Origin of the sequence: Burkholderia sp. BCC1985 (genome assembly GCF_905339915.1) — a bacterium.
Classification (GTDB): Bacteria; Pseudomonadota; Gammaproteobacteria; order Burkholderiales; family Burkholderiaceae; genus Burkholderia.
Genome location: NZ_CAJPGY010000006.1, coordinates 40,428 through 52,263, shown reverse-complemented (window position 1 = coordinate 52,263; position 11,836 = coordinate 40,428). Strand labels below are relative to the sequence as shown.

Sequence of the window (11,836 nt, the reverse complement as noted above, 5' to 3'; positions counted from 1 at the left end):
CTAAATTCCCCGACATGGAACTCACACCGATTGCCGAACGATTCATCCTCCACTGGGGCGAAATGGGCTCGCGCTGGGGCGTCAACCGCACCGTCTCGCAGATTCACGCGCTGCTGTACCTGGCCGGCCGGCCGGTTGCGGCCGACGAGATCGCCGAGACGCTCAACGTCGCGCGTTCCAACGTCAGCACGAGCCTGAAGGAACTGCAGGCATGGCGGCTCGCGAAGGTCGTGCACGTGCTGGGCGACCGGCGCGACCATTTCGAGACGTCGACCGACATCTGGGAACTGTTCAAGCTGATCGTCGAAGGGCGGCGGCAGCGCGAGATCGAACCGACGCTCACGGTGCTGCGCGATTGCCTGACGAGCCCGGAGATCGCCGACGAGAGCCGCGAAACCGAACAGCGCATCCGCGACACGCTGCAGTTCGTCGAGACGCTCACGACCTGGTCGGACGAGATGCTGCGGCTCAAGCCCGACACGCTGATGAAGGCGCTCGGCATCGGCGCGAAGATCAGCCAGACGGTCAGGCGCAAGTCGTCGAAGTAAGCGGTACCGGACGTGCGGGCACGCAGCCCGCTTTTTTTGAAAGTGAAATTTCTGTCTTTACAGAAATAACTGTAGATAGAGGGCGAAAATGAACAGGGCATCGCGATCGACCCGCCGGCATGCCGCACCGTGGAGTGCGACATGAACATCCTCGTCTGCGGCGCGAACGGCTTCATCGGGCGGGCGCTGGGCGCGCGGCTCGAAGCCGGCGGCCATCGCGTGCTGCGCGGCGTGCGGCATGCGGTCGGCCCGCACGACGTCGCGATCGACTTCACGAAGGACGTCGATCCCGATGCGTGGCTCGCCCGGCTCGACGGCGTCGACGTGGTGATCAATGCGGTCGGGATCCTTGCGGACCGGCGTGACGCGACGTTCGACACCGTGCATCGCGCGGCGCCCTGCGCGCTCTTCACCGCGTGCTGTCGTGCCCGCGTGCGACGCGTGATCCAGATCTCGGCGCTGGGCGTCGAGCGCGGCGACACGCCGTATTTCGCCAGCAAATACGCAGCCGACACCTTCCTGCGGACGCTGCCGCTCGATTACCGGATCGTGCGCCCGGCGCTCGTCTACGGCGCTTCCGGCACGTCGGCACGGTTCTTCCGGATGCTCGCGAGCCTGCCCGTGCACGCATTGCCGGCGGGCGGCCATCAGCGGCTGCGCCCCGTGCACATCGACGATCTCGCCGAACTCGTCGCGCGGCTCGTCGATGCGCCGGCGGCCGGCAATCCGGTCATCGACGCGGTCGGCAGCGACGAAGTCGAGTATCGCGAGATGCTGAGCGTCTATCGCGCCGCGCTGGGCTTCCCGCAGGCGGCGCGCATCGCGCTGCCGGGCCCGCTGGTCGGGGCGGCGGCCGCGCTGCTCGGCGCGCTGCCGGGCGCGATGCTGACCCGCGACACGTGGACGATGCTGCGCGGCGGCAACACCGGCGATCCCGCGGCGCTCGCGGCCGTGCTCGGCCGGCCGCCGCGCGGGCTGCGGCATTTCATCGGCGCGGACGCGCCCGCACTGCGCCGCGACGCGCTCGCGATGTGGCGGCGGCCGCTGCTGCTGGGCGCGCTCGCGATCGTCTGGATCTGGACGGCCATCGTCAGCGCGTTCATCCATCCGCGGCACGACAGCCTCGCGATGCTCGCCCGCGCGCACCTGACCGGGCTGCCCGCGCTGATCGCGCTCTACGCGGCCAGCGCGCTGGACTTCGCGTTCGGCGTGGCGACCGTCGTCGCGCCGTCCCGCCGGCTGTGGGCCGCGCAAGGCGCGCTGATCGTCGCGTATTCGGCCGTCATCGCGGTCACGATGCCCGGCCTGCTCGCCGAGCCGTTCGGCCCCGTGCTCAAGAACGTGCCGATTCTGGCGATCTTGTTGATCCTCTTTTCAGAAGAACACGCATGAACACCTATCTCGTGATCAAGACGCTGCATATCCTGTCCTCGGTGCTGATGGTCGGCACGGGTTTCGGCACCGCGTTCTACCTGTTCTTCGCGAACCGCACGCGCTCGGTGCCGGCGATTGCCGCCGTGTCGCGCCTCGTCGTGCGCGCGGACTGGTGGTTCACGACGCCGGCCGTGCTGTTCCAGCCCGCATCCGGGCTGTGGCTCGCGCATACGGCCGGCTGGCCGTGGACGACGCCGTGGCTGGTCGCGTCGATCGTGCTGTATGCGGTCGCGGGCGCGTGCTGGCTGCCGGTCGTATGGCTGCAGATCGAACTGGCCGCGATGGCGAAGCTCGCGCATGCGAACGGCGATGCCGCGCTGCCGGAACGGTACTGGCGCTATGCGAAGCGCTGGGAGCTGCTCGGCTATCCGGCGTTCTTCGCGATGCTGAGCGTTTATTTCCTGATGGTGCTCAAGCCGATGTGAGCGAGGCAGCGCGGCCTGAAACGGCGATTTCGCCTGACGCGCTGTCGATTCTCGCGGGCTCGTGTATAACTTCGACGGGAGCGCGTCCGGGCCGTGTCGCGCCTCCCGAACGCTTCGCATTCGACCTCACAAGGAGCCTGCATGCTGCACATCCTCGGCAAGATCCCGTCCATCAACGTCCGCAAGGTGCTGTGGCTGTGCACCGAACTGAACCTGCCGTTCGAACAGGAAGACTGGGGCGCGGGCTTTCGCACGACCAACGACCCGGCCTACCTCGCGCTGAATCCGAACGGCCTCGTGCCGGTCATCAAGGACGACGACTTCGTGTTGTGGGAGTCGAACACGATCATCCGCTATCTCGCGAACCGCTATGGCGGCGACGCGCTCTATCCGGCCGAGCCGCAGGCGCGCGCGCGGGTCGATCAGTGGATCGACTGGCAGGGCACGGACCTGAACCGCTCGTGGGTCGGCGCGTTCCTCGGCCTCGTGCGCAAGTCGCCCGATCACCAGGACCCGGCGGCGATCGCGCAGTCGATCGCGGGCTGGACGAAGCACATGCAGATACTGAACGCGCAGCTCGAAGCGACCGGCGCGTTCGTGGCCGGCGATCGCTTCACGCTCGCGGACATTCCGATCGGCCTGTCGGTGAACCGCTGGTTCGGCACGCCGTTCGAGCATCCGGATTTCCCGGCAGTGAAGCGCTACATCGAGCGCCTGGCGACGCGCGAAGGTTTCCAGCAGTACGCGGGCAGCGCGAACCCGTAACGCATCGCATGTCGCGCGCGGCGCGGCGGCGTGATTTGCCGCCGCAGCGCCGCCGCGCCGCGGCCGTCACGAGCCCGATGCCGGTACGGCCTCGAGCACGCGCGCGAGAAACGCCTCGTGATTCCAAGCGGATTCCGGCCGCGACAGCCCGAGCCGCACGACCACCAGCTCGCGACTCGGCACCACGCTCACGAACTGGCCTTCGTGGCCGACCGCATGAAACGCGTCGACGGGCAGCGGGCTCGCGTGCGCATCGCGATCGTTGAACGGCTCCGGCACCTTCACCCACAGATGCGCGCCGAATTCCTGGCGCGTCGACAGCGGCGTCGCGCGCGTCAGGTAGCGCACCCAGCCTTGCGGCAGCAGCCGCTGCCCGTTCCACACCCCGTCCTGCCGCAGAAGCTCCCCGAAGCGCGCCCAGTCGCGCGCGCTCGCATACATGAACGACGCGCTGCCGAGCGTGCCGGCCGCATCGGGCTCGAACACCGCGCTGCGCATGCCGAGCGGCGCGAACAGCGCGCGGCGCGGAAACGCGAGGTAGTCGCCTTCGCTGCCGCCCATCGCCTCGCGCATCACGCGCGCGACGATCGCGCTCGTGCCGCTCGAGTAGTACCACTGCGTGCCGGGCTGCGCGGCGAGCGGCATGGCCGACGCGAAACGCGCGGTGTCCGGCTGCGTGAACAGCATCACGGCGACGTCGGACAGCGGGTCGTCGTAGTCCTCGTTGAATTGCAGGCCGCTCGTCATCCGCAGCAGCTCGTCGAGCGTAATCGCCGCGCGCAGGTCGCCGCTGTCGCGCCATTCGGGCAGCAGCGCCGACGCGTCCGGCGACAGCTTGTGCTGCGCGACGAGCATGCCGGCCAGCGCGGCCGTCACGGTCTTCGTCATCGACCAGCCGGGCAGCGGCGTGTCGGCCGCGAAGCCGGGTGCATAGCGTTCGGCGATCACCTGGCCGCGCCACATCACGACGACCGCGCGGGTGCGCCGCGGTCGCGCCGGGTCGGGTTCGTCGAACGCGCGGTCGAGCGCGGCCTGCAGCTTGCGTGCGTCGATGCCGGCGGGCGGTGCGGCCGGCGCCGCTTCGTGCGTGGGCGGCGGATCGGTGGCGGGCGGCAGCGCGGCCGGCAGCCCGCCGGGCGACGGTCCGAGCGCGAGCGTGCAGCCGAGCCCGGGCCGGAAGTCCGCCTCGCGTTGCGCGAACCCGGCGAAGGTCGCGACGGCACGATGATGCTCGGGATCGATCGACGGACGCACCAGCTTCAGCAGCGGATGCACGCCGGCCATGATGTCGACGTCGATCACCGACGCGGCCGGACGGCCCGACACGAACACGCCCGAACACAGCGCCTTCGCGGCATAGCCCGTCGCGATGGGCGCGAGCCGCGACAGCATGTAGCCGGTGTAGCCGGCCGCGGCGACGAGCGCGACGGCGGCACCGCGCAGGATCAGCGATTTGAAGGGGATCGTCATGCGCGAGCGTCCTCGGTGGCGTGCCGGCCGGCAACGATGGCAACGATCCGGCAGTGTCGCAGGTTCGCGCGAGCGGTGGCAATCGTGGGGGCGGGTGACGCCGGGCGGCGTCGGTCAGGCGGCATGGTGCCCGGCGTCTGCGAATCGCATGTGTCGATCGCGCAGGTTCGAACGGGCCGCACGCGGCCCGTTCGCGGGATGCGTCATTGTGCGTTGCCGTTGTCCGAACGCAGTGTCCAGACCGTCGCGGTATTCGTGTTGTCGTCGACGGCCGCGAATTCCGGCTGGCCTTTGCTGCCGCGCCCGAACGCGAGCCCGAATGCCGCGCCCGGCACGGTATCGACCTGCATCTGCGCGACGAAGCGCCCGTCCACCGTGAATTCAACGATCTCGCTCGGTTGCAGCGGGTCGGGGTTGACCGCGTCGCCGTTCGCGGTCACGAGATGGCCGTTCGGCGCGAGCGCCAGCGCGAGCGGGCCGTGCAGGTGAGCCGCATCGAAGTAGATCATCCGTCCGACGCCGCTGTTGCGATTCGTCGTCGCGGCATTCTGGATCGCGAACACCGCGTTGTCGCCGGTCGAGGCGACATACAGGACGTCGATGTCGGGATCGTACGCGAGGCCGGTCGGGCCGACGACGAGCGCAGCGGGATCGGTCCGGTTCACGTAGCCCGATGCGATGATCTGCGAGCCCGGCAGCATCCTGACGCCGTCGCTGCCGATCATCAGCTCGATCCGTGCGACCGTCCCGTTCAGCACGTTCGACACGAACGCGGTCACGCGCTGGCCGCGGTCGATCACGGTCATGTCCCACGGTCCGTCGAGCAGTGTGCTGCTCGACAGTTGCGTGACGAGATTGCCTTGCGGACCGATGACGAGCAGCGAGCCCGGGGGGACCACGGTCTTGCCGTCCGGCGCCGGCACGTTGCCGACCAGCACGAAGCCGCTGCGCAGCACCGCGAGCGCGGTCGTCAGGCCGACATTGCTGCCCTGGAAGAACGTTGCCGGCGTCTTGCCGGGCGACAGCTTGACGACCGTCGTGCCGGTGCCTTGCGTGTTCGATGCCGCGTTGAAGTTGGATACGACGACGTCGCCCGGTTTCAGCGTGCTCCAGCTCGGCACGCCGCGCGGCACGAACGCGATGCCGTACGGATTGACGTCGCCGTTGGCGGGCACGGTCGACGCCGTGACCGACGAGACCGGCAGGATCGAATTGCCGCCGCCGGCCCACGCGAAAGCCGACGACAACGCGATCAGTCCCGCGCCGCAAGCCGCGCGGCATAGCGTGCGCGCCATCGTGCGGCAGGCGTGGGCGAGGATCGGCGGATGAACGGCAAACACGGGCGGGGCGGGCGAACGACAGGAGGGGAGAGGGTCCATGGCATGACTCCGGTTGATGATCGCGAGCAGTCATCCCGGCTGCCGGCCTGCGCAGCGCGCGGATGTCCGGCGCGGATCCGCGGTCCTGACGTGCGAGTCCGCACTCGAAATAAACGGATCGCGACGGCCGGATATTCCATCCGGCGACGGGCATTGCACGCGAGTCGGCGCGCATTGTTCGCCGCCATGGCGACACGGCCTGACAAGTTGAAATCCGGACCGCCGTCGGCCGATAATCGTCCGGCATCGTTCCCAGTCAAACCGCAATCGCAAACATCGGAAAACGCCCATGTCCTACGACAACAACAACCCGTTCGCCCGAATCCTGCGCGGCGAACTGCCGTGCGTGAAGGTCGCCGAAGACGACGCGACCCTCGCGATCATGGATCTCATGCCGCAGGCCGACGGTCACGTGCTCGTGATCCCGAAGGAGCCGGCCGCGCAGATCTTCGAGCTGTCCGGCGACGCGGCCGCGGCCGGTATCCGCATGACGCAGCGCGTCGCGGCGGCCGTGCGCGCGGCGCTCGGGCCGGACGGCGTGTTCATCGGCCAGTTCAACGGCGCGGCGGCGGGCCAGACGGTCCCGCACGTGCATTTCCACGTGATTCCGCGCTGGGAAGGCGTCGAGCTGCGGATGCACGCGCGCGACATCGCCGATGCGGCGACGCTCGAATCGATCGCGGAGCGGATCCGCGCGCGTTTCGTGTAACGCGCAGACGGCGCGTGGTTCGGGCGGCGCCAGCGGGCGCGTGCCGCGACGCCGTGCGCGCCTGTTTCAGCGGTCACACCACGTAACACGTGTAACCGCTCGCGAAACGTGTCCCGGTGGCCCCGGCGCTAGACTCCGCGCATTGCCGCATCGAGCGACGGGAAGGGCCGGTTGTCTCTTCCGCGCCGGCCGTCGCAGGCTGCGACGGCGCGGTTTTCGCGAGATGCAACGTGCCCTCTTCGCCGGGAATCGAGTCATGTACAAAATCCTCATCACGTTTGCGCTGATCGGCGGCCTGTCCGGCTGCTATGTCGCGCCGCCTTACGGCTACTACGCGCCCGCGCCGGCCTACTACGGCTATGCGCCGGCCTATTACGCACCGCCCGTCAGCGTCGGCATCGGCGGCAACTTCCGCATTCGCTGACCGGGCGGCAGGCGCGGGCGCCGCCCGCACGTCGAGCGGCCCCGTCGTTCGACGCTTGGCCGCCGCTTCCCGCACGGACGACTCGCGCGCCGCATGACGGCGCGCGTGCGCATGGCCCGCCCGGGTTCCTATACTTCACAGGAAAGCCCACTCCGGCGAGGCAGCCATGGCCGTTACGCGCAAGGTCGCAATCGTGGCGAGCGTCTCCACGCTCGTCTATCTCGGGCTCGCCGTGCTCGGCATCGGCGGGTTCGCCGCCTTCTTCTCGCATCCGCAACTGACCGTCATTGCCGTCGCGACGCTCGCGCTGGCCGTCGCCGCGTTGTTCACCGAAGGCAACCTGAGCGCCGGCGAACGCGAGAACCGCGACAACCGCTGGGTGCTCGCGGCCTTTGCGGCCAGCGGGTTCCTGCTCGCATACCTGCCCGCGCTGACCGACCGGCTCGACGTATGGACCTTCGGCGGCGACACGGTGCGCTGGACCGGCGTCGTGCTGTACGTCGCGGGCGGCGTGCTGCGCATCTGGCCCGTGTTCGTGCTCGGCAAGCGCTTCAGCGGGCTCGTCGCGATCCAGCCGGGCCACACGCTGGTGACGGACGGTATCTATCGGAGAATTCGCAACCCGAGCTATCTCGGCCTGCTCGTCAATGCGGCCGGCTGGGCGTGCGCGTTCCGCTCGGGCATCGGGCTGCTGCTCGTCGCGTTGACGATGATCCCGCTGGTCGCCCGCATCCGTTCCGAGGAAGCGTTGCTGCGCGCGCAATTCGGCGCCGAATACGACGCGTACTGCGCGCGCACGTGGCGGCTGTTGCCGGGCGTGTACTGACCCTCGTTCGTCCTGGATGGCCCGGTCGATCCCGGCCGGCTCGTGGCGCACCCGCGATGTGTTGCCACGTGTGTCCGAACCCGCGCGACGGGCGCTTCCGGCACCTCCTTCGAGTGCGGCCGGCCCACGGCCGGAGCCCGTACCGGCGGGCTTTGCAGGCGGTTTTCGGCAACCTTTTCCGGTCCCGTTGCGGTAAACAACTTGTTACCAGAATGTCGACGGCAAGGGGGCGCGACCGATGCTATTCTTCGCCGCAAGCTCATTGAAATGAATTGGTCCGGGATTCGGCACAATGCCGGCATCGACGTCGATCGATTCAGATCGTCGTAACGAGCGGACCTTTAATAACCAGATTGCGAACAAGGAAGAATACGGGAATGTGGAAGAAAATCGCCCCCACTCTCGTCGTCGCCGTGCTGACCGGCGCGACCGCACTGCCGGCAATGGCCGGTGACATGAACAACGCGCTTGGCGGCGCGCTCGGCGGGGTTGCCGGCGCAGCGGTCGGCGGCGCGGTCGGCGGCAGCACGGGCTCCGTGATCGGCGGCGCGATCGGCGGCGGCGCGGGTGGTGCCGTGACGTCGAACCGTCGCGAACGCACCGGCGCGATCATCGGCGGCGCACTCGGCGGCGGCGCGGGTACCGCGGCCGGCAACGCGATGGGCGGCCGCACGGGCGGCCTGCTGGGCGCAGCCGTCGGCGGCGGCGCCGGCGCGGCGCTCGGCGGCAACCTGTCGCGCAACTCGTACGACCGCGGCGACTATGGCGATCGCGGCCATCGTCACCGCAAGCATCGCCATCACCGCGACTGGGACTGATCCCCGCGGGCGCGGCACGGTGCGCGGTTCGCGCACCGGCGCGCCCGACGCGGTGGCACCCTCCGACAGCCGGCCCGGCAGCTTCAGCCGGGCGGCCGTCGCCGGCAAGACCGGCACCTTCTCCCCTTCGGCAGTTCATGCCCAGCCTCGTTCGACGGGTTGGCGCCTCTCTCCCGCCTGACTTTTCCCGCTTGTAGACGGCATCTTCCGTTGCATCGACATGCAGCCGGGCAGGTTCGGCCGACCCCGTTTCGATATTGCTGATCGACGCGCTGGCGTCCGGTCATCAGGATTTCCCTCATGCGCCGACGCATCCGCGACACGCGTTCGCCGACCGTCGCGCACCGCGGCGGGTAGTGGGAAATCGAATGGATGGCATCGCAACATTTAATTGGTCGATCAGGATCGACTTCGCTATCGTCAACGCTGCCCGCGTACGGAATCGAACCGTGCCGTCCCCCGTGCCCCGCCGCATCACCCCGAGTGTCCGCGGCCCGGCCGCCGGACCCGCAAGCATGGGGCGCCCCGCCCGCTGAACCGGGCGGACCCGTCGCGAAGCCTGGCCGACCGAACGAAGGCGCCCGCGCTTTCAAGCCACCCCGGCAACGATGTCCCGCCGCCGCATGCGTGCCCCACGCGCGTGCCGCGCCTGCCGTTGCGACCCGGGGCCGGACCAACCCATTGCCTGGATGCTTTATGTCTAAGACAACGTATTACGCGCCGCATGGCGGCCACCCGCCGCAGACCGATCTGCTGACCGATCGCGCGATGTTCACCGAGGCGTATGCGGTCATTCCGAAGGGAGTGATGCGCGACATCGTCACGAGCTGGCTGCCGTTCTGGACCAACACGCGCCTGTGGGTGATCGCGCGTCCGCTGTCGGGTTTCGCCGAAACCTTCTCGCAGTACATCGTCGAAGTGAACCCGGGCGGCGGCAGCGACAAGCCCGAGCAGGACAAGAACGCCGAAGCCGTGCTGTTCGTCGTCGAGGGCGAGGCCGAGCTGACGCTGCAGGGCAAGCAGCACACGCTGAAGCCGGGCGGCTACGCGTTCATTCCGCCGGGCGCCGACTGGACGCTGCACAACGTCAGCGATGCCGCCGTGCGTTTCCACTGGATCCGCAAGCACTACCAGGTCGTCGACGGCATTCCGCTGCCGGAAGCGTTCGTGACCAACGAGCAGGACGTCGAGCCGATCCCGATGCCGGGCACCAACGGCGCGTGGGTGACGACGCGCTTCGTCGACATGAGCGACATGCGTCACGACATGCATGTGAACATCGTGACCTTCGAGCCGGGCGGCGTGATTCCGTTCGCCGAGACGCACGTGATGGAGCACGGCCTGTACGTGCTCGAAGGCAAGGCCGTCTATCGCCTGAACCAGGACTGGGTCGAGGTGGAAGCGGGCGACTTCATGTGGCTGCGCGCGTTCTGTCCGCAGGCTTGCTATTCGGGTGGCCCCGGCCGCTTCCGTTACCTGCTGTACAAGGATGTGAACCGTCACATGAACCTGACGCTGAATCCGGCGCGTTAACGCGCCACCGCGCAAGTCGGATACGAAAGCCCGCCGGTGCAAGCCGGCGGTTTTTTTCATTGTGACCTGTGACCCGTCCGGAAACAGATTGACACGTTTTGCGGACGCGAAGAAGCGCCGGATGGAGCAAGGAATCGAGCGGAAGCAGAGTCGATCGCTAAACCGAAATCAGGCCCGCTACCGCGTGGCCTCTATTACATTGTCGACAGACAGACTGGCGGTCGCTTGGGACGGCTCCATGATTTTGCGCGCACGGCGCAACGGTTCCGATTCCGGGCACCGCCATCAAGGCATATGGAATCGTCGAGGTCAGGTAATGAAAGCGGTCCGCTTCAGCATCAATTTTCTTGTAACGGGCGCTCTTGGCGCGCTGCTCGCGCGCTGGTTCGTCCGACTTCCAATCGAGACGTCGATTCCGTCAACCATCGAATCGGTGATGGCGCTTTTCGGAGTCGACACGATCGCACATGCCGATGATGTTGAAGGAGTCGGGCTCCTTCTCGTTCTCGGTGTTTGCCTTGGGATCGCGGGTCTGATCGTATGGGGTGTGAATCGGTTGATGCGGCGATCGACGCGCCCCGGTTGACCGATGACATTCGCACGAGTCAACTCGCCGATCTGACGCTGACATTTTTTCGGGCCACGCGATGCGATGCGGCCGGCGCGGCAGTGTGCTCGTGCACTACAGACCCAGCGCGTTCGCGGCCAGCCTCGCGACCTCCAGCCTCGTATCGGGCGGCAGTTCGTCGTCCATCAGCCATACCGCCGACAAGCCCGACCACGCGAGAATCCATTGCAGCAACCGCCGCCGGTCGAGCTGTGCGGCATCCGCAACGAGCACGACGCGACGCTCGAAGCGCGCGGGATCCACAGCGATCTCGTGCGCGGGATTGCAGAACAGGTTCGCGTAGTCGAACGCGCGATCGCCACGCAGCCCCTTCGGGTCGATCGCCAGCCAGCCGCGATCGCCGAAATACAGCAGGTTGCCGTGATGGATGTCGCCGTGCAGCACGACGTCATCGACGGGCGGCACGGCCAGCAGCCGGTGCGCCGTCTCGGCCGAACGCCGCAGCACGTCGTCGTCCGTGTCGTGCGACAGCAGCGCGTGGAACCAGTCGGGCAGCGGCACGACCGCGGGCGGAGCCGGTGCGCGATGCGCATGCAGCCGCGCGACCACGCGGCATGCGATCCGGATCGCGTCGTCATCGTGTCCCGCGGCGGACAGGCCGGTGAGCGTCGGCGCCGGCTGCGCGCGTTCGAGCAGCACCGCGTCGCTGTCGTGCAGCCACACGCGCGCGGCGCCATCCCCGTTCCACCAGGTCATCAGCGCATTGCCGCGACGCTCTTCGTCGCAGGTCGCGACTTTCAGCATTGCCGGCCGTGTGCGCCAGACGACCGGCAACAGGCCGCCGCTCGCGGTCAGGATCGGGCCGCCGTCGGGAATGAGGTCCCACAGGTCGAGGTATCGATCGAACATCCGACGATGGTACAAGCGAACCGGCTCG

Annotated in this window: 13 protein-coding genes; 10 read left to right on the top strand and 3 right to left on the bottom strand. The window is 68.3% G+C overall.

The features are described 5' to 3' along the window. Positions 1-14: 14 nt before the first annotated feature. The 4 genes from U4Z31_RS07675 to U4Z31_RS07660 all read left to right on the top strand — a co-directional run bounded on the left by U4Z31_RS07675 (position 15) and on the right by U4Z31_RS07660 (position 3,172). On the top strand, positions 15-548 hold the full coding sequence (locus U4Z31_RS07675) for a GbsR/MarR family transcriptional regulator (protein WP_006760784.1): 534 nt from the start codon (positions 15-17) through the stop codon (positions 546-548). A gap of 141 nt (positions 549-689) precedes the next feature. Then, the gene (locus tag U4Z31_RS07670; RefSeq protein WP_321809889.1) at positions 690-1,940 is read left to right on the top strand and encodes an SDR family oxidoreductase; all 1,251 of its coding nucleotides are present in this window, start codon (positions 690-692) and stop codon (positions 1,938-1,940) included. Next, positions 1,937-2,407, top strand: a complete 471-nt coding sequence (locus U4Z31_RS07665) for a DUF2269 family protein (protein ID WP_124666353.1) — start codon at positions 1,937-1,939, stop codon at positions 2,405-2,407. Before U4Z31_RS07670 ends, U4Z31_RS07665 begins: the two co-directional genes overlap by 4 nt. 141 nt (positions 2,408-2,548) lie before the next feature. After that, a complete protein-coding gene (locus U4Z31_RS07660) occupies positions 2,549-3,172 on the top strand; it encodes a glutathione S-transferase family protein (RefSeq protein WP_044848521.1) in 624 nt (207 codons plus the stop codon). 66 nt (positions 3,173-3,238) lie between these two features. Here the strand turns inward: U4Z31_RS07660 and U4Z31_RS07655 are convergent, their stop codons facing one another. Together U4Z31_RS07655 and U4Z31_RS07650 are read right to left on the bottom strand one after the other, a co-directional pair. Further along, positions 3,239-4,642 (bottom strand): serine hydrolase, encoded by a 1,404-nt coding sequence (locus U4Z31_RS07655; protein WP_321809888.1) that lies wholly within the window; start codon positions 4,640-4,642, stop codon positions 3,239-3,241. 203 nt (positions 4,643-4,845) lie between these two features. Beyond that, a complete protein-coding gene (locus tag U4Z31_RS07650) occupies positions 4,846-6,021 on the bottom strand; it encodes a hypothetical protein (RefSeq protein WP_321809887.1) in 1,176 nt (391 codons plus the stop codon). Between the two features lie 289 nt (positions 6,022-6,310). Between U4Z31_RS07650 and U4Z31_RS07645 the strand changes: the two genes are divergently transcribed. The 6 genes from U4Z31_RS07645 (at position 6,311) to U4Z31_RS07620 (ending at position 10,917) form a co-directional block, all read left to right on the top strand. Beyond that, a complete protein-coding gene (locus U4Z31_RS07645; RefSeq protein WP_321809886.1) occupies positions 6,311-6,730 on the top strand; it encodes an HIT family protein in 420 nt (139 codons plus the stop codon). Between the two features lie 256 nt (positions 6,731-6,986). Further along, a complete protein-coding gene (locus tag U4Z31_RS07640; RefSeq protein ID WP_185500310.1) occupies positions 6,987-7,154 on the top strand; it encodes a hypothetical protein in 168 nt (55 codons plus the stop codon). Between the two features lie 166 nt (positions 7,155-7,320). Continuing rightward, on the top strand, positions 7,321-7,980 hold the full coding sequence (locus U4Z31_RS07635) for an isoprenylcysteine carboxylmethyltransferase family protein (protein ID WP_321809885.1): 660 nt from the start codon (positions 7,321-7,323) through the stop codon (positions 7,978-7,980). A 377-nt stretch (positions 7,981-8,357) separates the two neighbouring features. After that, on the top strand, positions 8,358-8,798 hold the full coding sequence (locus U4Z31_RS07630; protein ID WP_124486109.1) for a hypothetical protein: 441 nt from the start codon (positions 8,358-8,360) through the stop codon (positions 8,796-8,798). A 696-nt stretch (positions 8,799-9,494) separates the two neighbouring features. Beyond that, positions 9,495-10,331, top strand: a complete 837-nt coding sequence (locus U4Z31_RS07625; RefSeq protein WP_321809884.1) for a bifunctional allantoicase/(S)-ureidoglycine aminohydrolase — start codon at positions 9,495-9,497, stop codon at positions 10,329-10,331. An 88-nt stretch (positions 10,332-10,419) separates the two neighbouring features. After that, positions 10,420-10,917, top strand: a complete 498-nt coding sequence (locus U4Z31_RS07620; RefSeq protein ID WP_321809883.1) for a hypothetical protein — start codon at positions 10,420-10,422, stop codon at positions 10,915-10,917. A gap of 96 nt (positions 10,918-11,013) precedes the next feature. Here the strand turns inward: U4Z31_RS07620 and U4Z31_RS07615 are convergent, their stop codons facing one another. Next, entirely contained in the window at positions 11,014-11,808 is a 795-nt protein-coding gene (locus tag U4Z31_RS07615; RefSeq protein ID WP_321809882.1) for an aminoglycoside phosphotransferase family protein, read from the bottom strand. Positions 11,809-11,836: the final 28 nt, after the last annotated feature.